This is a genomic window from Novosphingobium sp. PASSN1 (assembly GCF_002278815.1).
Map to the genome: position 1 here is coordinate 153216 of NZ_NKIS01000011.1, position 21073 is coordinate 174288.

Consider the following 21073-nt stretch of genomic DNA (forward strand, 5'->3'; position numbering starts at 1 on the left):
GTTTCTTTTTATTGTGCAGTGCACAATGGGACTTGACGTTTCGCGCCCGCACTCTTAATTTGTGCAGTGCAGCACGATCCTTTGCCACGCCAGATTGTTGGTTTGTGTGAAAGGGCCGTGTCCGGCGCAGGAGCATTACAGCCATGGCAGACGAGATCCAGGATATCGCAAGCGCAGCAGAAGCAGCGCCGGCCGTCGTGGTCGAAGCTGCTCCGGCCGCACCGCTCGCGCAGCCGGAAGCGCCTGAGGCAGCAATCACCGAGGTTGCTCCCGAAAAGCCAAAGGGCAAGCCCGGCCGCCCCCGCAAGGTTGCTGCTCCTGCAGCGGTTGCGGACGTGCCGGTAAAGTCGGCGGCAAAGCCCGTGCGGAAGGCCAAAGCAGCAAAGATCGTTGCAAAGCCCGCCGTGAAGGCCGCCGCCAAGCCCAACACGACTCTGATCAAGACCAGCAACAAGCAAGCCGCCTCCACGAAGAGCGCGGCCACCACGCAGAAGGATTTTACCATCATGACCGCAAGCACCACCGAAATGACCGAAACCATCCAGACCGCGATGAAGGAAGCCGCCGCGAAGGCGAAGGCCGCGCTCGAAAAGAGCCAGGCCGCGATGGGCGACATGGGCGCCTTCACCAAGGGCAACGTCGAAGCCGTCGTGGAATCGAGCAAGATCCTCGCCACCGGCCTGCAGGAAATGACCAAGAGCTATGCCGCCGAGACCAAGACCGTGGTCGAGACGATGCAGGCCGAGATCAAGGAACTCGCTTCGGTGAAGTCGCCGGCCGAATTCTTCGAGAAGCAGAACGCGATGATGCGCAAGCAGTTCGATGCCGCGATGGCCGCGACCTCGAAGAACAGCGAAGCGATGCTCAAGCTCGCCAGCGAAGCGTTCCAGCCGATCTCGAACCGCGTCAGCCTCGCAGTCGAAAAGATCAAGCACGCCGCCTGATCGGCGAGGTTCGCTCGCGCTGCGGCGCGGGCTGACTGCAAACACGAAACGGGCCGGACGGGATTTCCTGTCCGGCCCGTTTGACGTTTGCCAGACTTGGCGCTGGAGCAGGTCCGGATCCCGGACTTTGAGGCCAAGTGTTGACCCGCCTCTTGTACGCAGCGCCCTGCAATGCGATATTGCGCTCACGCCATGAACATGACCGCCAACCACGGTGCCCTTGAGGGCCCTGAGATCTTTAGTGCCGCCTATGGTGCCGCATTTGCGGTGCATGTCGCCGTGCGCGCTGCGGATGAGCCCAAGGATCCGGCTGGCGGCGGCAACGACGGTGACGATCAGGTCGGCATTGCCACCAAGACCCGCACGCGCCCCAAGAAGCCCAGCATGTTCAAGGTGCTGATGCTCAACGACGATTACACCCCGATGGAATTCGTCGTGATGGTGCTGAAGCGCTTTTTCGGCATGGATCTGGAACAGGCCACGCGCGTGATGCTCCATGTCCACCAGAAGGGCGTCGGCGTCTGCGGCATCTTCCCGTACGAGATCGCCGAGACCAAGGTGAACCAGGTGATGGACTTCGCCCGGCAGAACCAGCACCCGCTGCAGTGCACGCTCGAAAAGGCGTGATTCGCGGGGCAGTCGCCCAATAGGTGATTTCGTCTTCCGCCGGGCCCTGAACCGGGCTAACCGAAGCCGTCCTCCCGGTCCCAGCGAGCCGCCCCCACCTTGCCATTCCTTACCGCCACTGATCGATACATCGCCCGGCTCGTGTTCGTGCCGATGTGTGCGGTCTTCGTGATCGCGGCGTCGCTGCTCGTGCTCGACAAGATGCTCAAGCTGTTCGATTTCGTGGCGACCGAGGGCGGGCCGGTCAGCGTCGTGTTCAAGATGCTGGCGAATCTCCTGCCCGAATACGCCAGCCTGGCGATTCCGCTTGGCCTGATGCTGGGCATCCTGCTCGCGTTCCGGGGCCTTGCCACGTCATCGGAACTGGACGTGATGCGCGCGGTGGGCCTGTCCTACACCCGCCTGCTGCGCGTGCCCTATCTCTTCACCGTGGTGCTCGCCGCGCTCAATCTGCTGATCGTCGGCTATCTCCAGCCGCTCTCGCGCTACTACTACGAACAGCTCCAGTTCGATCTGCGCTCGGGCGCGCTGGGGGCCTCGATCAAGGTGGGCGAGTTCAACACGCTGCAGGACCGCACCGCGCTGCGTGTCGATTCGAGCCGCGACGAAGGGCGGGACTTGCGCGGCATCTTTGCGCGGATCGCCAGCAAGGACGGGCAGGTACTGGTCATCTCAGCGCGCGAGGGCCAGTTCTTTGCCAACAAGGAAAACCCGGACACGGTGATACTGCGCCTGTCCGAAGGGCAGATCGTGCAGGATGGCCCCGGCATCAATTCCCCCCGCGTGCTGACCTTTGCCACGCATGACCTGCCCATCGATCTGCCCAAGATCGAGCAGTTCCGCAGCCGCGGCGAGCGGGACCGCGAATACTTCCTGCCCGAACTGCTGCGCATCGGCTGGAGCAAGGATTCCACGCAGGCCGCGCGCTACCAGAGCATTGCCAGCCTCAATTACCGGCTGGTGGAAGTGGCGATGATGTTCCTGCTGCCGCTGCTGGCGGTGGCGCTGGCGGTGCCGCCCAAGCGCTCCAGCTCGGCGCTGGGCGTGTTCGTGTCCATCGTGATGGTGGTCGCCTATCACAAGGTCAACGAATATGGGCAGGACGTCTCCAGCCTCGGCCGGGTCGATCCCACGCTGGCGCTGTGGGGCCCGTTCGTGCTGTTCGCGGCGCTGATCGTGTCGATGTACTGGCGGCTGGCCTATGTGCCCGGCGGCCAGCCCATCGGCGGGCTGGAAACCGCCTTTGCCAAGATCACGCGCGCGGTGATGAAGCTGTTTGCCGCCCGCAAGCCGCAGGCGTCCACGGGCTCTGGAGCTGTCGATGCAGCTTGATTTCTTCCCCTCGCGCACGATCACGCTCTATATCGGGCGCATGTTCGGGGTGCGGATCGTCGCTGTGCTGCTGATGCTCGTGCTCGTGCTGCAGATGCTCGATCTCCTCAGCGAAAGCGGCCGCATCCTCGCCGCCCCCGGCAATGGGCAGGGCGAATTGCTGACTTATGCAGGCCTGCGCGTGCCGCAGTTGATCAGCCGGTTCCTGCCCTATTCGGTGCTGCTGGCCACGATCATCACGCTGATGACGCTCAACCAGAACAGCGAAGTCATTGCGCTCAAGGCCGCAGGGCTTTCCGCGCACCAGGTGCTGGCGCCGCTGTTCCTCGTCGCGGCGGTCACCTCGCTCGCGACGTTTGCGTTCAACGAGCGTGTGGTGGTGCGCTCCACCGCCATGCTCAAGGCGTGGCAGGCGGTCGATTACGGCGCGATCCCGCGTGACAGCGCGGTGAAGACCAACGTCTGGCTGCAGGATGGCAGCAACCTGCTGTTTGCGCGCGCGGTCGAGGGGATCGGCGCAGGCACCCGCATGACCGACGTCAGCTGGTATCGCCGTGACCACGCCGGCATGGTGACCGAGATCGTGCGCGCACCAGAGGCGACTTATGCGAAGCCGGGCTGGCATTTCAGCCGCCCCTCCGGCTTCGACGTGCAAAGCGCGCGCCGCCTGACCTATCCGGACGCGCAGATCTTCGCGCGGAGCGTGAATCCGGCGCAAGTGGTGATCCGCAAGGCCGATGCGGATGGCGAATCGATCACGCGCCTCTCGCAATCCATCGCGGCCATCCGCGGCGCGGGCTATCGCACCAGCGAGCTGGAAGGCAAATGGTGGCACAAGCTGTCCGGCCCGCTCTCCGCGCTGCTGATGCCGCTGCTCGGCGCGGTCGCTGCGTTCGGTCTGGCGCGCTCGGGCATGCTGTTCGTGCGCGCGGTGATCGGCATGGCGCTGGGCTTTGCCTATTTCGTGGTCGACAACGCCGCGCTCGCGATGGGCAATTTCGGCGGCTACCCGCCGCTGCTGGCGGCATGGGCACCGTTCTTGCTGTTCCTGCTGATCGGTGAGACGGTGCTGGTCAGGACAGAAGAGTAGCGGCCCCTTCATCGCCCGCGCGCAGCGGCAAGCGCAGCGCCTGCACGCCGTGCGCATCGGCGGGTGGCAATCGCCCGGCGCGAATGTTCACCTGAATCGAAGGCAGCAGCAGCCGCGGCGGGGCGAGCGTGGCATCGCGCGCCTGCCGCAGCGCCACGAAAGCGGCCTCGTCGATGCCATCATGCGCCTGCACATTGGCGCGCCGCTGCTCGGCAACCGTCGTTTCCCAAGCAAATTCGGTCCGGCCCGGCCCCTTGTAATCGTGGCAGAGGAACATCCGCGTCGCGTCCGGCAGCGCCAGCAGGCGGCGGATAGACGCATAGAGCGCATGGGCATCGCCGCCCGGAAAATCGCACCGTGCAGTGCCGTAGTCCGGCATGAACAGCGTATCGCCCACGAACACCGCGTCGGCGATGCGCAAGCTGATGCAGGCCGCGGTGTGCCCCGGCGTGTGCATCACGGTGAAGGCCAGATTGCCGAGCGGGACGATCTCTCCATCATGCAGCAGCCGGTCGAAATCGCGGGCATCGGGCAGCACGTCATCCGCTCCGAACATCGGCACGAACGTGGCCTGCACCTCACCGATATGCGCGCCGATACCGATCCACGCCCCGGTGCGCGCGGCAATCAGCTTTGCGCCGCTGAGGTGATCGGCATGGGCATGGGTTTCGAGCACCATTTCGATCCGCCAGGCACGCGCCGCCGCCGCCGCCAGCACCGCTTCGACTGAGGCCGAACCGATGCGTGCCGAGGCGGCATCGAAATCGAGCACCGGATCGATTACGGCAGCAGCACCGGTGGCAGGATCGGCCACGAGATAGGTCACGGTGAAAGTCGGCTCATCAAAGAAGGCGAGGATTTCGGGGCTGGCATGCATCACAGGGTCCTTTCGAGAGCCCTTTATATTAGGTATTGCTAAATTAGCAAGTCCTGATATATAAGCATCATGTTGACCCACCCCCCTCTCGAAATTGCCACGTTCGAGGCCAACGCCACGATGGTCGCCGCGATCCTGCGCGAACTGGCGAACCCGCACCGGCTCATGGTGCTCTGCTCGCTGGTCGAAGCGGGAGACATGAAAGTGGGCGACATCGCCCAGCGCGTCGGCCTTTCGCAATCGGCGCTCTCGCAGCACCTGGCGCGGCTGCGAGAGGAAGGCCTCGTCGCCTTCACGCGCGAAGGGCAAGTCCTGCGCTACCGGATCGCCGATGCCCGGATCGAGGCGCTGCTCGCCACGCTCTACCAACTCTACTGCGCCCCGACACAATCGCACACCAAGGACTGAAGCCATGACCCTGCCCGTGATCACCCCCGACGAAGCCCGCCTGCTGGTCGCCAAAGGCGCGCGCCTGATCGATATCCGCAGCCCCGACGAGCACGCCCGCGCCAGCATCCCCGGTGCAGAAAACCGCCCTGTCGATGCACTCAACCGTGTCGGCGATGCGCCTGCCGTGGTCTATCATTGCCGCAGCGGCATGCGCACGCTGGCCAATGCCGCGCGGCTCGCCGCCGCGAGCGAATGCCCGGCCTACTTGCTTGAAGGCGGACTCGATGCGTGGCGCGCGGCGGGCCTGCCGGTGGCGGAAAACCGCAAGGCTCCGCTGGAGATCATGCGGCAGGTGCAGATCACCGCAGGCGCGCTCGTGCTGCTTGGCGTTGTGATGGGCCTGCTGTTCCACCCCGCCTTTCTCGGCCTTTCAGCGTTTGTCGGTGCGGGCCTCATGTTTGCCGGGATCACCGGCTGGTGCGGCATGGCCAAGCTCCTCGCCGCGATGCCGTGGAACCGGCGCCCGGCGGCCAGATCCACGGTCTGAGCCGATGCCGCTGGCCATGATCCTTGCCGCACTGGGCTCTGGCGCGGCGATCGGGCTGATCCTCGCCGGACTCGGCGCGGGCGGATCGATCCTGATGACGCCGCTGCTGGTCTACGCCGTCGGCGTCTCCTCCGCCCATGCGGCGGTGGGCACCAGCGCGGTCGCGGTCACGCTCAACGCGCTGGTCGGCCTTGCCGGCCATGCCCGCGCCGGCACGGTCAAGTGGCGCTGCGCCGGGGTGTTTGCGCTGGCCGGCGTGATCGGTGCCGGTATCGGCGCGGAGATCGGCAAAGCGCTGGATGGCAAGCGCTTGCTGATGCTGTTCGGCTTGCTGATGATCGGCGTGGGCCTTGCGATGCTGCGCCCGCGCCGGGGCGAAGAACGGGCCGACGTGCGGCTCACAGCCACCACTGCAGGCTATCTGCTCCCGCGCCTTGTGCCCATCGGTCTCGGCACTGGGCTGCTGGCCGGGTTCTTCGGGATCGGCGGCGGCTTTCTGATCGTGCCCGGCTTGATCGCGGCAACCGCAATGCCGATGCGCTATGCCTCCGGCACTTCGCTGGTGATCGTCGCCGCGCTGGGGGCAACGACCGCGACGTCCTACGCGCTGTCCGGCTATGTCGATTGGCCGCTGGTCGGCGTGCTCGCCATCGGCGGCGCAGCGGGTGCAGCGCTTGGCATCAAGGGCACGGCGGCGCTCGCCAACCATCGCGGCGTGGTCGAAAAGGGCTTTGCCCTGCTGGTGATCGCCGTCGGCGTTTACGTCGCGCTGGGGCGCTGACTCCCGGACCGCTTACGCATGGTGCTGCGCACCAGCCGCCCGAGCAGCGGAAACAACCCGGCATAGCTAGACTTGTCGTACGTCGAACCTTGCCCCAGTTCAGCGGTCAGGCGGCGATGCGCCTCACCCAGCGCATGATAGGGCACGCTAGGCAGCAAGTGATGCAGTGCGTGATAGCGCAGGCCGACCGGTGCCCACAGCGCAGTGGCCCAGCCCGGCGGCGGCACGTTGACCGAATCGAGGTACTGCCCCGTCACCGTCATCGCCTCGCCCTCGTTCTCCCACAAGTGCGCCACCAGCGTGCGCGCCTGATTGAGCACTGCGCCCAGCGCGATCACGGCAATCCCGATCAGCAAAGGACGCCAGCCGTGCGTGGCCGACCAGCCGAGCAGGAACCACGCCCAGCCCGCCGCGCCCGCTTCCTGCCACAGCACCAACCGCGCGAACTCGCCTTCAGGCGGACGGCGGCGGAATGCAGGGTTGATCGCGAGCGCGGAGGCGCGCGCCCAGACAAGGCGGCGCAGCGGCGGGATGACTGCACCCAGCGGCACCAGCACGGCAGAGCGCACGAGCAACGCAACCGGCAGCAGCAGCGCGGTGAGCAGGAACACCGGCAGCGACCACGGCTTCATCAGCGCGAGCGGCAGATACTCCGGGTCTTCCACCGTGCCATAGCGCGTGCGCGCATGGTGCAGCGGGTGCACGCCTTCATACATGAACGAGGGCGTGAGCAGCGGAATGCCGACAAGCAGGTTCCACCCGAGTCGGAAGCCCGGCAGGGCGTTCTTGTGGATATGCGAAAGCTCGTGGATGAACAGCAGCGCCCGGTAGAGCGCGAGCGCCGCAAGCACGCCCAGCGCCGCCGCAGCCCATGCGTTCCGGACAAGGATCGCGCCCGCCAACGCGCCATAGCCCGTCAGCGCCGAAGCCAGCATATCCGGCCAGAACACTGATGGCTTGGCCTCGGCCAGATCGCGCGTCAGTTCGACGGCGGCGCGCAGCATGGCCTTGTCATCTGGCGTGCGCGCCAGAATGACGGCTTCTCCGGACGCAGCGGCTAGCGGCTGCGGGGCCGTTTCGAGCGAGGGGGAGGCGAACATGCGATGATTTCCTGATAGACCCAAGACTGCTTGTCCAGAGACCCTTTGAGCCGTGTCCGGCTTGACAATCCGGCCCGGGCCAACGCAGGCAAGCCCTGCATTTTTCCCTAATACTTCCAAACAAAGGCAAGATCGTGGCCGGAACCCCAACGAACAGCGGCGAAGTAGTCATCACCCCGGTTTCCGGCAAGGCCGATCGCGTTGCCTTTGTGGACCTGGCCTATCGCATCAACGCACAGGACCCGGCGTGGGTACCGCCGCTGCGCATGGAAGCGACCGAACTCGTCACCCCCGGCAAGAACCCGTTCTTCGAACACGCCGAAGTGCAGCTGTTCCTCGCCCGGCGCGGCGGACAAGTGGTCGGGCGCATCTCGGCGCATATCGACAAGCTCGCCACCGCAATGGACCCGGTGCAGGGGATGGGGCCGGGCACGGGCAACTGGGGCCTGATGGAGGCCGAGGACGAAGCCGTCGCCAAGGCACTGATCGCCCGCGCCGAGGACTGGCTGCGCGAGAAGGGCATGACCCGCGTGCTCGCCCCGATCTCGATGTCGATCTGGGAAGAACCGGGCCAGCTGGTGCGCGGTTTCGAACAATCGCCCACCGTGATGATGGGCCACCAGAGCAAGCGCTATCCGCCCTATATCGAAGCCATGGGCTATGCGCCCGCCAAGTCGCTGCTCACGTATGAGCTGGACATCTCGAAGGAGTTCCCCCCGCTCATCCAGCGCATCGTCGCCTCGGGCGAGAAGAACCCGCGCATCCGCACCCGCGGCGTGGACAAGAGCAAGTTCGATGCCGAGGCCAAGCTGATCCTCGATATCCTGAACGACGCGTGGTCGGACAACTGGGGCTTCGTGCCCTTCACCGATACCGAGATTGCCTATGCGGGCAAGAAGTTCAAACCGATCGTGCGCGAAGACCTCATCATGATCGCCGAATACGACGGCGAGCCGGTGGCCTTCATGATGACGCTGCCCGATCTTAACGAAGTGCTCAAACCCATGGGCGGATCGCTGTTCCCGTTCAATTGGGCCAAGCTGCTGCTGTGGCTGCGCAAACCGCAAAGCCGCACCATGCGCGTGCCGCTGATGGGTGTGCGCAAGCGGCTGCAGGCCTCCCGCCTTGCAAGCCAGCTCGCTTTCATGATGATCGAATACATCCGCCGCAATGCTGTCGCTCGCTACGGTTCCTCACGCGGCGAGATCGGCTGGATCCTCGATGACAATCAGGGGATGGTCGCCATCGCCGATGCCATCGATAGCAAGGTCAACAAGGAATACGTGATTTACGGGAAAAGCCTCGCAAGCTGAGCGAGCAGGCCGGGGGAGCAGGCTGGGGCGGTTTATCTGCACGGCGAACAAGACGTTAATACGCCTGTCCGGCCTTGATCCCGCCACACGCGAGGCGCAGAACGCCGGACATGGCCGATATGCCCGATCCTGATCTGGAAGCCCCCGCCGTCCTGCCCCGTGCCCATGACGAATGGACGGGCGACACGCGCGCCCGGCTGCAATCGGCAATCGTGCTGCTGCTGATGGCGGGGCTGTTCCTCGCGCTGCCCTTCGTGCTCTCGATCGGATCGGTGGTGTTCCTGCCGCCGGTGACGGCGCTGGTCATGACCATCATCCTCGCCCCGCTGGCTGATCGGCTGAGCCGCATCGGCCTGCCCGGCATGCTCGCTGCGCTGATGGCGCTCCTCATCATGACCGGCGTTATCGTCGCCGCGCTCGGCCTGATCCTCCAGCCGGCGTTCGCGATGGTCGATCAGGTGCCCGACATGCTGCAGGTCGTCAGCCGCCGCTTTGCCGAACTGCGCGGCAATCTTGCTTGGATCAATGACTTCAACCGCCAACTGGCGCGCCTGATGGGCCACAGCCCGCGCGAAGTGGTGCTAGCCAGCCCCTCGGTGATCGAACAGGTCGCCTTTGCCACGCCCAGCGTGGTGCTCGAAGTGCTTGTCACCCTGCTGATGACGTTCTTCATGATCGACACGCGCCTGCGCGTGCAGCGCCGCCTTGCCCGCGATGGCCACAGCGCCAACGCATCGGTGCGCATCGCCCGCGTCATGCGCGATGTGCAGGACCGCGTGGCGGGCTACCTCCTGACGGTTGCGCTGATCAACCTCGGCGTCGGCGTGATCGTGGCGGGCGGGGCATATGCCTTCGGGCTGAGCGCGCCGATCATGTGGGGCGGCCTCGCGTTCGTGTTCAATTTCCTGCCCTACCTCGGCCCGCTGGCGATGATGGCGCTGCTCGCGCTGGTCGGGCTGGGCACCGCGAGTTCGGTGGCGGTGGGTATCGTCCCGATGCTTGCGTTCCTCGGGCTCCACGCCATCGAGGCGAATTTCGTGACGCCCGCGATCCTCGGCGCGCGGCTGACGGTGAGCCCGGTTTCGATCCTGCTCGCGATCAGCTATTTCTCGTGGATCTGGGGCGTGCCCGGCGCGCTGCTTTCGGTGCCGATCCTGCTGATCCTCGAGGCCATGCTCGACAATCTTGGCCGCCCCAACGTGATCGGCTTCCTGCTGGGCGAACCGCTGTTCCGCCCCGGAACGACGACGGCTGCCGCCCGCTCCGGCTAGCTTTCCCGGTTCCAGCGGTCGACCGCCGCGGTCACCGCCACATCATTGGTCACATTGCCCAGCGTGCGCATCAGATCGGGCAGCACTTCCACCGCCACCAGCAGCGCCAGCGGCGCGACCGGTACGCCCATGGCAATGGCAATCGGCCCGACCGAGGCGATGAAGCTGATCGTGCCGGGCAGGCTGACCGAGCTGAGCGAGACGAGGATCGCCATGATCCAGCCCGAAACCAGCATCGGCGCGGTCAGCGGCACGCCGTACCACTTGGCCACATAGACCACGACCGCAAGGTTCATCGCCGGGCTCGTCGCGCGGAACAAGGCGACCGCGAGCGGCATCACGAATTCGGACGTGGCGGGCCGCACATCGAGTTTGCTGCACGCCCCCAGCATCGCCGGGAGCGAAGCGAGCGAGGACTGCGTGGACAGCGCGAAGACCTGCACCGGCACCATCGCCCGCGCAAATGCCAGCGGCGAAAGCCGCGCCAGCAGCACGGCGACGAGATAGCCGATCAAGAGCACGGCGGAGCCGGTGAGGATCACGACCAGCACATAATGCGCCAGCGCGCCTATGGCGGCGGAGCCAGTCTTGGCCGCGACCGTCAGGCTGAGCGCAAGCACGCCCACCGGCGCTGCCGCCAGCACCCAGCCGATCACCACCAGCATGGCCGAGGCGATGGCGGCGAAAAACGTGGCAAGCATCGCGCGCTGGCGGGCCTCGATCCGCGTGCTGGCGAGCGCGAACACCGCCACGAACAGGATCATCGGCAGCATCCGGTCATTCGCGGCGGCGTCGATCACATTGGTCGGCACGATGGCGCGCAAGTATTCGGCCATGCCCGGCAGCGGGCCGGAGGGCGGCGCGGCCAGCGTGGCGCGCAGCGCGGCCCCCGCCTCACCCGGGATCGGCATGAGCGTGAGCAGAAACGGCGTAAGCGAAAGCGCCGTCGCCGCGCTGAGCCCCAACACGGCGAGGAACAGGCCAAGGCTGCGCCGCGCCAGCGCCCCGGCATTGGCCGTGGCGACCACTTGCACCGTGCCGGTGAACAGCAGCGCCGCCACCAGCGGCACGATGGTTGCCTGCAGCGCGCGCAGCCACAAATCGCCAATCGGTTCTGACACCATCAGCACAGCCGGCAAGGCTTGCGGAGCTGCAAACGCCAGCGCCAGCCCCCCACCCAGCCCGATGGCGAGCGACGCGAACGTCCACAGCGCAGGCACTTGCGCAATCGGTGGCAGGACAAAGCCGCTAGGGGCCTCACCGGATGATGGATCATTAATCGCTTGGTTCATGGCTCGGTGACATTAAGCGTGTAGGGGCATATGGCAATCCGCGCCGATGGGCGCTTCTCGCAAGGACTTGTTTCAGGCAATGGCACGCAAATTTTTCGGCACCGACGGGATCCGGGGCCGGACCAACGCCGGGGTCATGACGGCGGCAACCGCAATGAAGGTGGGCCAGGCGGCGGGCACCTATTTCCTGCGCGGCGATCACCGCCACCGCGTGGTGATCGGCAAGGACACGCGCCTTTCCGGCTACATGCTGGAAAACGCGATGACCGCAGGCTTCACCAGTGTGGGCATGGACGTGGTGCTGCTGGGGCCGATGCCCACGCCCGCCGTGGCGCTGCTGACGCGTGAGATGCGCGCCGATGTCGGCGTGATGATCTCGGCCAGCCACAATCCGTTCGAGGACAACGGCATCAAGCTGTTCGGCCCCGATGGCTTCAAGCTTTCGGATGAGGACGAGCTCGCCATCGAGGCGATGCTCGCGCAGGATCTTGCGCTGGCGGATGCGGTTGATGTCGGCCGCGCCCGCCGGATCGAGGATGCGCGCGGCCGCTATATCCATGCGGTCAAGGCCTCGCTCCCGCACAATGTCCGGCTTGATGGCCTCCGCATCGTGGTCGATTGCGCCAATGGTGCGGCCTATCATGTCGCGCCCTCCGCCCTGTGGGAACTGGGCGCGGAAGTGATCGCCATCGGCGTCGAACCCAATGGCAAGAACATCAACGCGGGCGTCGGCTCCACCCATCTCGATGCGCTCAAGGCCCGCGTCAGCGAAGTGCGCGCCGATATCGGCATTGCGCTCGATGGCGATGCGGACCGGCTGATCGTGGTCGACGAAAAGGGCCAGACGGTCGACGGCGACCAGATCATGGCGCTGATCGGTGGGCGGATGCATGCCCTTGGCGCGCTGCGCGGCGGCGGCGTGGTCGCCACGGTCATGTCGAACCTTGGCCTCGAACGCTATCTCAACGGCCTCGGCCTCGATCTTGTGCGCGCGGCGGTGGGCGATCGCAACGTGCTCGAAAAGATGCGCGAGGGCGGCTTCAACGTGGGCGGGGAGCAATCGGGCCACATGATCCTGACCGATCATGGTACGACCGGCGATGGCACCGTGGCCGCGCTGCAAGTGCTGGCCGCGCTCATCGCTTCGGGCAAGCCCGCGAGCGAGACGCTGCACTTGTTCGATCCCGTGCCGCAGCTCCTCAAGAACGTGCGCTTTTCAGGCGGCAAGCCGCTCGAAGCCGACAGTGTCAAGGCGGTGATTGCGCAGGCAGAAGCGCAGCTGGCGGGGCGCGGCCGCCTCGTCATCCGCCCTTCGGGCACAGAGCCCGTCATCCGCGTGATGGCCGAAGCCGACGATGCCGCCGAAGTCGAACAGGTGGTGGAGATGATCTGCGACGCCGTGCGCAAGGCCGCCTGAAGGAGCACCCGTCATGCTGGAAATGCGCCCCGATTGCGAACGCTGCGGCACCGATCTTCCGGCGGAAGCGCCCGGCGCGTTCATCTGCTCGTTCGAGTGCACCTTCTGCGCGGAGTGCGCCGAGGCGCTGGATGATCGTTGCCCCAATTGCGGCGGCGAGCTGATGGACCGGCCCAGCCGGGCCAAGGCGCTGCACGCCAAACACCCCCCATCGGCGGTGCGAAAGTACAAGGGATGACTGTCCCCCGCGTCCTTTCCATCGCCGGTTCGGACTCCGGCGGCGGGGCGGGCATTCAGGCCGATATCAAGACGATCACGATGCTCGGCGGCTACGCGATGACCGCCATTACCGCGCTCACCGCGCAGGACACGACCGGCGTCAGCATGGTGGAGGCGGCCAGCCCCGCGATGGTCGCCGCGCAGATCGATGCCTGCGTGGGCGATCTTGGCGTCGATGCGGTGAAGATCGGAATGCTGGGTTCGTCCGAAATCGCCGCCGTGGTGGCGGAGCGGCTGGAGCGCCTCGGCGTGCCGGTGGTGTTCGATCCGGTGATGATCGCCACCAGCGGCGCGGCGCTGGCCGATGCCGCGACGATTGCGGCCTTCGAGCGGCTCATGGCGCTCGCCACGTTGACCACGCCGAACGTGCCCGAACTGGCCGCGCTGGGCGGCGACGCGGCGCTGCGGGCGCGGGGGATCGCATGGCTGGCGAAAGGCGGCGATGCCGAAGGACCGGAGGTAACCGACCGGCTGGCTGTGCCAGGCGCAGAAGACGTGGTCTGGACCGCGCCGCGCATCGAAACTCGCCACACCCACGGCACCGGCTGCACGCTATCGAGCGCCATCGCCACGCATCTTGCGCGCGGGGCTTCGCTGGCGGACGCGGTGGCCGAGGCGCGGCAGTTCGTGCGCGCCGCCCTCCTCGCTGCGCCCGGCTTTGGCGCAGGGAGCGGCCCGCTGGGGCACTTTGCCGTCCGCTAGGGCACGTCGAGCCCGTAGAACGTGGTGATGTGGCACCAGGCTTCTTCCGCCGTTTCCACGATGCGGAACAGGTCAAGATCCTGCTGGCCGATGACGCCTTCTTCGACGAGCGCCTGAAAGTTCACCACGCGGCCCCAGAAGTCGCCGCCGAACAGCAGGATCGGCACCGGCTTCATCTTGCCCGTCTGCACCAGCGTGAGCAGTTCGAACAGTTCATCAAACGTCCCGAAACCGCCCGGAAACACCGCCACCGCCCGCGCGCGCAGCAGGAAATGCATCTTGCGCAGCGCGAAATAGTGGAACTGGAACGAAAGGTGCGGCGTCACATAGGCATTGGGCCTCTGCTCGTGCTCCAGCACGATGTTGAGCCCGATCGATTCCGCGCCCACTTCCGCCGCTCCGCGATTGGCCCCTTCCATGATCGAAGGCCCGCCGCCCGAACAGACCACGAAATGACGCTGGCCATTTTCCACGATCGCGCTGCGGCTGGCGATCTGCGCCAGCTTGCGCGCTTCCTCGTAATAGCGCGCCTTGGCCGCCAGCCGCTCGGCCACCTTGCGCTGCTCCGGCGTTGTCGCCGCAGCCAGCCGGGCCTCCGCTGCGTCAGGAGCGGGAATGCGCGCCGAGCCGTAGATCACCAGCGTCGAGCCGATCCCCGCTTCATCGAGCAGCATTTCCGGCTTGAGCAGTTCGAGCTGGAAGCGGACGGGGCGCAATTCTTCGCGCAGCAGGAAATCGATGTCGCGGAAAGCCAGCCGATAGGCCGGGTCCTGCTGCTGCGGGGTAATGCATTCGTGCGATTCGACGAACCCGGCTTCCTGCTCGGCCTTGTAGAAGCGGCGGCGGGTCAGTTCGTGGGCGATTTCTTCCTCGGTCATGGCCGAAACGTTTCGCAAGGGCTGCCTCAAACCGCAATGGGCCGCGCGCGCCGCTTAACTTTTTGCTCCCCGCAGATAGCCCCGAAGCGGTGCGATTAACGCCGTTTCGCACATGCAAAAGACCGGCGTTCGGGCCGTTCAGCGCCTTGCGGGGCCGCGCATTAGGGCGAAATCAACCATGATTGATAACCCGGCCCTAACAAGAAGTTTCAACGGACTCAGGCCCAACACGAACGGGATCCAACCGAGAAGGACCCCGCAATGCCCCCTCTTCACCGCTTGCTGCTGCCCCTTGCCACCGCTGCACTGCTGAGTGCCGGTACCGCCCATGCCGAAGCGCGCCGCTCCTCCCAGAGCTTCCCCGCTGCCGTCCGCTTCAGCGCGCCCGCTCCCGCCCCGGTTCGCGCCTCGGTCAACGTTGGAAGCTCCGCCCGGACGAACCGCGATGACTTTGCCAGCCGCGGACGCAGCGACAGGTATGAGCGCGGCGGGGACAATCGCGGGCAGTTCGACAATCGCCGCCACGCAGGGCCGCGCGACTGGCACGAATATGAGAAGGGCAAGAACAACGAAGGCCACCATTTCGGCCATCATGATCGCGATGACGACAAGGATCACGGTCACGACAACGATCATGGCCACAGCCACGGCCACGACGATAGCCCGGGTTGCTGAGCCGCGCACGGCACTGCAATCCCACCGCCGGGCCCAGCCGGTCTGCTCTATGCAGGCCGGCTGTTGCCTTGCGCGCGGCGGAGTGACTGCTTGCGCTCTCAGATCATTTCCATGTCAGGGTTGGACGACAGGACCTGCAGGCAGATCGTATCGAGCAGCGGCTGCATCGCCACGGGCTTGAGCAGCAAGTCTTGCGCCCCTGCATCCTGGCAATCCTGCTGGATGCCGGACCCGGTATCGGCGGTGATCACCACGATCGGTACGGCCGCCTTGGCATCGCAGCGCGCGCGGATCTGCCGCGTGACTTCCAGCCCGTCCATCCCCGGCATACGCAGATCGACCAGCACGATATCGAACTCGCCCCCTTCAAGCTTGGCGAGGCCATCCGGCCCGTCGACGCCTTCCTCGTAGCCGATGCCGACCACCCCCAGCATATCGCGCACGACCAGCCGGTTGATCGGATCATCCTCAATGTAGAGCGCCTTGATCTGGATCGCCTGCGCATCTTGCGCCGGGGTTTCAGCCGAAGACGCGGTCGGGATCTGGCCCTGATAGGTCATGCTGCAACTTTTCCTGGTTCGTTGCCGGCGGCAGTCAGCGCCGGGATCGTGGTCATCACGTTGGACCGCAAGGTTGCGGGAGACATCGGGCGCGAGAGCAGCCGGGCAACACCGATCCGGGCGGCCTGCGCCGTGACAGTTTCATCAATCGCGCCCTGCACCATCGCGAGCACCGGCACGGTCCGGCCAGACCACGCCGGCTGCGCGAGCAGCGCGGCAAGGCCGTCCCAGCCGCCAAGCGAGGCCACATCGGCAACGATCAGCGCGATGCCATCGCCTGCCGCACGCGCGGCGGCTTCCGGTCCATCGCAGCCGATGATCTCGGCGCCGTCCGCCGCGATGGCCTTGGCCATGACATTGCGGCCCAGCGGGCTGGCCTCGATCAGCAGCACGCCGCGCGGCGTGGCAGCGTGCGCCGGTGCGGGCGCGGCTTCTGCCTGCGGCTCACCAGCCGAACCGGTGCTTTCGCCGTCCTGCGGCAAGGGCAGGGTGAGCGTGAAGGTCGATCCCTTGCCGAATTCGCTGGCAACCGCGATATCGCCGCCCATTGCGCGGGCCAGCGTGCGGCTGATGGCAAGGCCAAGGCCAGTCCCGCCATACTGGCGCTGGGTGCTGTTATCGACCTGATGGAACGACTTGAAGATATCGCCCAAGTGCTCCGCCGCGATGCCGATGCCGGTATCGGACACCGCGATCCTGAGCTGGCCATCGGCGCTGGTGACAGCCATCCGCACTTCGCCCGCCTGCGTGAACTTGACCGCGTTCGAAAGGAGATTGAACGCAATCTGCCGGACCAGCCGGGGATCGCACATCACCAGTTCGGCGCAGCCCGCCAGATCCAGCCTGACCGCGACCCCGCGCTCCGCCGCCTGGCTCTGCCACAAATCTATCACCCCGGTCAGCAGCGGCCGCAAGCGCGTCGGTTCGGGTGCGACCGTGACCCCGCCGGTCTCCATCTTGGCAACATCGAGAATGTCATCGACCAGCGACTTCATCGTCGTGCCAGCGGCATGGACGGTCTTCACGCGTTCGCGCACCGCGCCGGTCACGCTGGCATCGCACAGCAGCACTTGCGTCATGCCGAGGATGCCGTTGAGCGGCGTGCGGATTTCGTGGCTGGTCGTGGCGAGGAAGCGAGTCTTGGCGGCCAGCGCGCGTTCAAGCTCCGCGTTGGTATCCTGCAGCGAGATATTGGCGCGCCGCACCTCGTTGCGGCTGCGGCGGATCGCGCTCAGCGCCTTGGCGAGGCCGAACACCACCATCCCGGCGATCGCCAGCAGGCCGATCAGGCCATAGAACGTGAGCTGGTTATAGCGGTCGCGCGATTTCTGCAGCGCCACATCGCTTTCCAGCTTCTTGGCGCGGACGCGGGAGAGCTTCAGTTCCTGATTGGCGAAATCGAACTGCGCGGCCATCAGCGCGGCATTGGTCGACGCCATGACCGCGCGGCGTTCCTCATCGAGCCGCTGATAGGCCCGGGCATGGGCGAGCGCCAGCGGATAGGCCCCCGCAGCAGCATAGACCTGGCTGGCAAGATCATGAAAATCCACGTATTCGTGGTTTGTCGTCGCCGGATCGTGCCCTTTGAACAGGATATCGAGATTGGCCCGCGCCGCGGCGATATTGCGCCGGGTCCAATCGATCTGCGCCTGCACGCCGTGGAGAAACGCCGCCTGCTCCGGATCCTGCGCGCCCCGTGAAGCCAGCCCCTGCCGGACAAGCTGCTCTGCCGCACTCAGATTGCCCGCGCGGATCTGCGCGGAGGCCATGTTGATGAGAATGCTGGTGACGAGATCGTCGCTGTCCATCGCGCGCGCGATTTCGAGCGCCTGACGATAGCGGGCAAACGCCTCATCATAGCGCTTGAGTTCGATCAGCGCATCGCCCTGGTTGTTGCGCGCGGCGACCCGGATCGCGGGATCGTCGAACAGCTCCGCCGAATCCGCATAGTACTTGAGCATGCGCTCGAAATCGCCCGCCTCGAAATAGAGCGTGCCGATGTATTGCAGGACTTTGGCCTGCGAACGCCGCTCACCCTTGGCCTCGAAGAAATGAAACGCGCGCTGGTAGACCGACAGGGCGGCCACCACATCGCCCTTGGCGCGCGCGATCTGGCCGATGGTGGCGAGGAGGTCGCCGTTCAGCTTCGATCCGGGATCCTGCTGCTCGGCAACGCCCAGCGCGGCCTTGGCAATGCTGTCTGCCGCATCGGGCTGGCCTGTCCGGTTGAGCGCTTCGGCCTCAAGCCAGTGGGCCTGCGATTGCGCCAGCAGGCGCTCCCGCGAATCCGCTATCGGTGCCGCTGCGATCACAGCCCCGCGCGCCCATTGCAGCGCCTTGGCGGGATCGGACAGCATTGCGGCGCGTGCGGCGGCGATGGCCTGCTCGAAGCGCGCAGGCGTCGGTGCGGCGGACGCAGGCAGCGCCCACGCCCATAGCCACAGCACTATCAGCCAGCCGGATCGGATGCGCATGCCAAGGGTCCACAGGGTTGACCTTCGACATGCGCTTTGCAGCCTTCAGATTCGGTTAAAGGCCTAGGCCCAGATGCCTACATGACCATCCGAATGCGCGCGCCCAGCGCGACGCCCTGGGCATTGCGCGCTTCGGGGCGCATGTCGCTGCGGCCGAACAGCGTCAGTTCGCCAAGCCCTGCTTGCAGCGGCACACCGTAGTTCACTTCGCCCACCAGCCGCGCGCGTTCCCGCACGGAGAGCGATTGCTTCACCGCGCCCAGCGCGCCGGTTTCGCGGTCGATCACCCCAAGCGTGGTGAGATCGATCCCGCCGCGCATGATCGCCAATGGCTGCGATACGGACAGGCGCAGCTGATCGGCGCCGCGCACCACGCCGGACCGGGCAATCGCGAACGCAAAGGCCGAAGCCTCGATCCCGCCCGCGCTGGTCTGCAAGGCCGCCGCGCCATCGCGGCTGCGGCTGTTGCTGCGCGTGCCCGAGGCGGAAACGAGCAACCCCCGTACCGGCTCAAGGCTGGTGCCCAGCGTGATCGCCCGCGTGCGCGATGCGCCGATCAGCCCGTTCGCCGTTTCCGAACGCACGCCGAGCAGGCCCTCGGCTTCGGTCAGGTTGGTAAGCGACGCGCTGAGGCTCAGCCACGTGCGCGGCGCATAATCGAGCCGGACGCTTTGCGCCGCTGCGACATAGCGGCCCTGCACGGAACCAAGACCATCGCGGTCCAAGCCATCACGGCCAAAACCATCACGAATGCTGCGGCCAGCACCGTCCAGCGGATCGCGGCGGGTGCGGCTGTTGCCGAAAGTCAATTGCAGGCCGGAAACGACCGCGACGCTGGCGCGGGCATGAGCACCGCCCGAGGCAAACCCGGCAATCGGGTTCACGCCGCCATCGAGCGGGGCATAATCGCTTTCCAGCCCGAAGCCCGATTGCAGCGCGTTCAGCGTATTGGCGCCCTGCCCGACGGTGATGCTGAACCGATCGCGCACATCACCGATGGTCAGGCTGTTTTCGGCGCGGAAATTGCGCGCCGCGCGTTCACTGGGGCCAACCGGCACCAGCCGCGAGCGCAGCGCCACCTTGAAACCTGCGGCCACCGGCAGCGCGGCGGCGCGGCCCGTATCGCTCAGCGTCAGATGACCGCCGACATTGGCCAGCGCGGGCGCAGAAGCCCAGGCCACGAGCCGGTTGTAGACGAAATCCTGAAAGTACAGCGTGCCGACTTTCGCGCCGACAAGGCTGGGCGCAATCGGCAGGATGAAATCGCGCGAGGTGCCGCCGATCATTTCGAACGCGCTGATGTAGGCACCCTGCGCCGCCCATGCCGCCCGATTGGTACTGCTGCGCACGGCGGTCACGGTCCGCGCCGTGGAGACGCCGTTCCGGACCGTGTAATAGATCAGGGTGTTGAAATTGAGCGGCGCCTGCGACGCTTCGACATCGAGCAGCCCCCAGCCATAGACCGGATCGACCCCGCGCACACCAAGGTCCTTGGCCGAGCGCAGAATGATTTGCGCAGTCTCCAGCGGAAAAGCCTTCAGCCACGGCCAGCGGCCCTGCAGCAGCGCGACCGCGCCGGTCACCTGCGGCGCGGCGAGCGAGGTTCCCGAATAGCGCGCAACCCCGCCCTGACCGTTGGAGGCGAGCACATTCTCACCGGGCGCGACGAGGAAGTAGTTCCGAAGCGGACCGCCCTGCCCGAACGCGGCAATGGTGTTGCAAACACCGAGCACCTTGAGGCACGCGTTGCCCGGCCGGTTGGAAAAGGTCGAAATCACATTGTTGGCATCGACCGAACCGACCACGAGAAACGCGATCGGCTTGGGCTGCGTCCACATGATATCCTTGGTCTGGGTCAGCCCATCATTGCCCGCGGCAATGACGGCGACCACCTTTGTCGCCTTGGTCGCCTGCAGCAGCGCGGTGTCCCACTTGGGCGAAAAGGCCACGCCCGGTTCGCCGAGCGACAAGTTGATGACGCTGGCACCGGCACCGGCGACGGCATCGATCGCGCGCGAAGCGTTTGCCCATGAGGTCGTGGCGCTGGCATCATAGGGATTGTAGGTCGCGATGTTCGCGCCGGGCGCGATGCCCATGATGTTGCGGCCGTTGTGCGCCGCGACCAGCAGGCTGGCGACCGCCGTGCCATGCACGTTGGAATATGTGGTCGCACCGCCATTGTAGGAGACCCGGGCCATGATATCGGCTTCGCTGGCCGAAAGACGCGTGTCGACAAGGCCGATGGTCACCCCGGCCCCGCGCCCTTGCACGTTGCTGAGATGCGGCGACCACTTGGTCTGCAGCATCCAGTTGTCCACCTGATCGAAGCCGGTGAACCCGTTGAGCCCATCGAACAGATCGACGAAGAACGCGCCGCGCTTGTCCGGGGCGAGCGCGGCGAGGTTCTGCGCAGACGTGGCGGAGATGCCATAACGCGCGAACAGCGGCGTCTGGAAGCTGGACTGGAACGTCCCGCCAAGCCGCGTGGTGACGGCCGAACCCCAGAACGTGTTCGAATTGCTGA

At 66.1% G+C, this 21073-nt stretch carries 20 protein-coding genes; 13 read left to right on the forward strand and 7 right to left on the reverse strand.

Translation table 11 applies throughout. The annotated features are described in order from the left end of the window. The first annotated feature begins 143 nt into the window (after positions 1–143). The 4 genes from CFE35_RS17655 (at position 144) to lptG (ending at position 3993) form a co-directional block, all read left to right on the forward strand. On the forward strand, positions 144–944 hold the full coding sequence (locus CFE35_RS17655) for a phasin family protein (RefSeq protein WP_292932583.1): 801 nt from the start codon (positions 144–146) through the stop codon (positions 942–944). A gap of 198 nt (positions 945–1142) precedes the next feature. After that, positions 1143–1571 carry an ATP-dependent Clp protease adapter ClpS gene (clpS, locus tag CFE35_RS17660; protein ID WP_292932628.1) on the forward strand — a complete coding sequence of 143 codons (429 nt, stop codon included), beginning with the start codon at positions 1143–1145 and terminating at the stop codon, positions 1569–1571. A gap of 99 nt (positions 1572–1670) precedes the next feature. Further along, a complete protein-coding gene (lptF, locus tag CFE35_RS17665; protein ID WP_292932585.1) occupies positions 1671–2903 on the forward strand; it encodes an LPS export ABC transporter permease LptF in 1233 nt (410 codons plus the stop codon). Next, entirely contained in the window at positions 2893–3993 is a 1101-nt protein-coding gene (gene lptG, locus CFE35_RS17670) for an LPS export ABC transporter permease LptG (protein ID WP_292932587.1), read from the forward strand. The genes lptF and lptG overlap by 11 nt, the downstream gene beginning before the upstream one ends. Here lptG and CFE35_RS17675 read toward each other — a convergent pair. Next, positions 3977–4870, reverse strand: a complete 894-nt coding sequence (locus CFE35_RS17675; protein ID WP_292932589.1) for an MBL fold metallo-hydrolase — start codon at positions 4868–4870, stop codon at positions 3977–3979. The two genes, lptG and CFE35_RS17675, sit on opposite strands and share 17 nt — an antisense overlap. Before the next feature lie 69 nt (positions 4871–4939). On the opposite strand from CFE35_RS17675, the gene CFE35_RS17680 reads away from it, so the two are divergent. Genes CFE35_RS17680 through CFE35_RS17690 form a run of 3 tightly spaced genes read left to right on the forward strand, consistent with a single transcriptional unit; the run spans position 4940 to position 6588 of the window. Next, positions 4940–5278, forward strand: a complete 339-nt coding sequence (locus tag CFE35_RS17680) for a metalloregulator ArsR/SmtB family transcription factor (protein WP_292932591.1) — start codon at positions 4940–4942, stop codon at positions 5276–5278. A gap of 4 nt (positions 5279–5282) precedes the next feature. Then, positions 5283–5807: a rhodanese family protein gene (locus tag CFE35_RS17685; RefSeq protein WP_292932593.1), complete on the forward strand. Its 525-nt coding sequence runs from the start codon at positions 5283–5285 to the stop codon at positions 5805–5807. A 4-nt stretch (positions 5808–5811) separates the two neighbouring features. Further along, positions 5812–6588, forward strand: a complete 777-nt coding sequence (locus tag CFE35_RS17690; protein ID WP_292932595.1) for a sulfite exporter TauE/SafE family protein — start codon at positions 5812–5814, stop codon at positions 6586–6588. Here CFE35_RS17690 and CFE35_RS17695 read toward each other — a convergent pair. Continuing rightward, complete coding sequence (locus tag CFE35_RS17695) at positions 6567–7688, reverse strand: fatty acid desaturase (RefSeq protein ID WP_292932597.1); 1122 nt, start codon at positions 7686–7688, stop codon at positions 6567–6569. The genes CFE35_RS17690 and CFE35_RS17695 overlap by 22 nt on opposite strands. Before the next feature lie 134 nt (positions 7689–7822). On the opposite strand from CFE35_RS17695, the gene CFE35_RS17700 reads away from it, so the two are divergent. Further along, entirely contained in the window at positions 7823–9001 is a 1179-nt protein-coding gene (locus CFE35_RS17700) for an N-acetyltransferase (RefSeq protein ID WP_292932599.1), read from the forward strand. Between the two features lie 110 nt (positions 9002–9111). Continuing rightward, entirely contained in the window at positions 9112–10272 is a 1161-nt protein-coding gene (locus tag CFE35_RS17705) for an AI-2E family transporter (RefSeq protein ID WP_292932601.1), read from the forward strand. Here CFE35_RS17705 and CFE35_RS17710 read toward each other — a convergent pair. Next, positions 10269–11564: a dicarboxylate/amino acid:cation symporter gene (locus CFE35_RS17710; protein ID WP_292932603.1), complete on the reverse strand. Its 1296-nt coding sequence runs from the start codon at positions 11562–11564 to the stop codon at positions 10269–10271. The genes CFE35_RS17705 and CFE35_RS17710 overlap by 4 nt on opposite strands. Positions 11565–11643: 79 nt before the next feature. On the opposite strand from CFE35_RS17710, the gene glmM reads away from it, so the two are divergent. The 3 genes from glmM to thiD are packed head-to-tail and all read left to right on the forward strand — an operon-like array spanning position 11644 to position 13962. Continuing rightward, on the forward strand, positions 11644–12981 hold the full coding sequence (gene glmM / locus CFE35_RS17715; RefSeq protein WP_292932605.1) for a phosphoglucosamine mutase: 1338 nt from the start codon (positions 11644–11646) through the stop codon (positions 12979–12981). 13 nt (positions 12982–12994) lie between these two features. Then, positions 12995–13219 carry a DUF1272 domain-containing protein gene (locus CFE35_RS17720; RefSeq protein WP_292932607.1) on the forward strand — a complete coding sequence of 75 codons (225 nt, stop codon included), beginning with the start codon at positions 12995–12997 and terminating at the stop codon, positions 13217–13219. After that, complete coding sequence (thiD, locus tag CFE35_RS17725) at positions 13216–13962, forward strand: bifunctional hydroxymethylpyrimidine kinase/phosphomethylpyrimidine kinase (RefSeq protein WP_292932609.1); 747 nt, start codon at positions 13216–13218, stop codon at positions 13960–13962. Before CFE35_RS17720 ends, thiD begins: the two co-directional genes overlap by 4 nt. Here the strand turns inward: thiD and CFE35_RS17730 are convergent. Then, positions 13959–14840: a TIGR00730 family Rossman fold protein gene (locus CFE35_RS17730; protein WP_292932611.1), complete on the reverse strand. Its 882-nt coding sequence runs from the start codon at positions 14838–14840 to the stop codon at positions 13959–13961. The genes thiD and CFE35_RS17730 overlap by 4 nt on opposite strands. A 261-nt stretch (positions 14841–15101) precedes the next feature. Here CFE35_RS17730 and CFE35_RS17735 point away from each other — a divergent pair, with 261 nt between their 5' ends. Continuing rightward, positions 15102–15515: a hypothetical protein gene (locus tag CFE35_RS17735; protein WP_292932613.1), complete on the forward strand. Its 414-nt coding sequence runs from the start codon at positions 15102–15104 to the stop codon at positions 15513–15515. Positions 15516–15613: 98 nt separating this feature from the next. On the opposite strand, the gene CFE35_RS17740 is transcribed toward CFE35_RS17735, so the two are convergent. The 3 genes from CFE35_RS17740 to CFE35_RS17750 all read right to left on the reverse strand — a co-directional run. Further along, positions 15614–16075: a response regulator gene (locus CFE35_RS17740; RefSeq protein WP_292932615.1), complete on the reverse strand. Its 462-nt coding sequence runs from the start codon at positions 16073–16075 to the stop codon at positions 15614–15616. After that, entirely contained in the window at positions 16072–18549 is a 2478-nt protein-coding gene (locus CFE35_RS17745; RefSeq protein ID WP_292932617.1) for an ATP-binding protein, read from the reverse strand. Before CFE35_RS17745 ends, CFE35_RS17740 begins: the two co-directional genes overlap by 4 nt. Positions 18550–18626: 77 nt before the next feature. After that, a partial coding sequence (locus tag CFE35_RS17750) for a S8 family peptidase (RefSeq protein ID WP_292932619.1) occupies positions 18627–21073 on the reverse strand: 2447 nt, incomplete at its 5' end.

Excerpts from the sequence above, each read along its gene's own strand:
- CFE35_RS17655 (WP_292932583.1), top strand. The coding sequence starts at position 144 with ATGGCAGACGAGATCCAGGATATCGCAAGCGCAGCAGAAGCAGCGCCG.
- clpS (WP_292932628.1), top strand. The coding sequence starts at position 1,143 with ATGACCGCCAACCACGGTGCCCTTGAGGGCCCTGAGATCTTTAGTGCC.
- lptG (WP_292932587.1), top strand. The coding sequence starts at position 2,893 with ATGCAGCTTGATTTCTTCCCCTCGCGCACGATCACGCTCTATATCGGG.
- CFE35_RS17675 (WP_292932589.1), bottom strand. The coding sequence starts at position 4,870 with ATGCATGCCAGCCCCGAAATCCTCGCCTTCTTTGATGAGCCGACTTTC.
- CFE35_RS17680 (WP_292932591.1), top strand. The coding sequence starts at position 4,940 with ATGTTGACCCACCCCCCTCTCGAAATTGCCACGTTCGAGGCCAACGCC.
- CFE35_RS17685 (WP_292932593.1), top strand. The coding sequence starts at position 5,283 with ATGACCCTGCCCGTGATCACCCCCGACGAAGCCCGCCTGCTGGTCGCC.
- CFE35_RS17690 (WP_292932595.1), top strand. The coding sequence starts at position 5,812 with ATGCCGCTGGCCATGATCCTTGCCGCACTGGGCTCTGGCGCGGCGATC.
- CFE35_RS17695 (WP_292932597.1), bottom strand. The coding sequence starts at position 7,688 with ATGTTCGCCTCCCCCTCGCTCGAAACGGCCCCGCAGCCGCTAGCCGCT.
- CFE35_RS17705 (WP_292932601.1), top strand. The coding sequence starts at position 9,112 with ATGGCCGATATGCCCGATCCTGATCTGGAAGCCCCCGCCGTCCTGCCC.
- CFE35_RS17710 (WP_292932603.1), bottom strand. The coding sequence starts at position 11,564 with ATGAACCAAGCGATTAATGATCCATCATCCGGTGAGGCCCCTAGCGGC.
- glmM (WP_292932605.1), top strand. The coding sequence starts at position 11,644 with ATGGCACGCAAATTTTTCGGCACCGACGGGATCCGGGGCCGGACCAAC.
- CFE35_RS17720 (WP_292932607.1), top strand. The coding sequence starts at position 12,995 with ATGCTGGAAATGCGCCCCGATTGCGAACGCTGCGGCACCGATCTTCCG.
- thiD (WP_292932609.1), top strand. The coding sequence starts at position 13,216 with ATGACTGTCCCCCGCGTCCTTTCCATCGCCGGTTCGGACTCCGGCGGC.
- CFE35_RS17730 (WP_292932611.1), bottom strand. The coding sequence starts at position 14,840 with ATGACCGAGGAAGAAATCGCCCACGAACTGACCCGCCGCCGCTTCTAC.
- CFE35_RS17735 (WP_292932613.1), top strand. The coding sequence starts at position 15,102 with ATGCCCCCTCTTCACCGCTTGCTGCTGCCCCTTGCCACCGCTGCACTG.
- CFE35_RS17740 (WP_292932615.1), bottom strand. The coding sequence starts at position 16,075 with ATGACCTATCAGGGCCAGATCCCGACCGCGTCTTCGGCTGAAACCCCG.
- CFE35_RS17745 (WP_292932617.1), bottom strand. The coding sequence starts at position 18,549 with ATGCGCATCCGATCCGGCTGGCTGATAGTGCTGTGGCTATGGGCGTGG.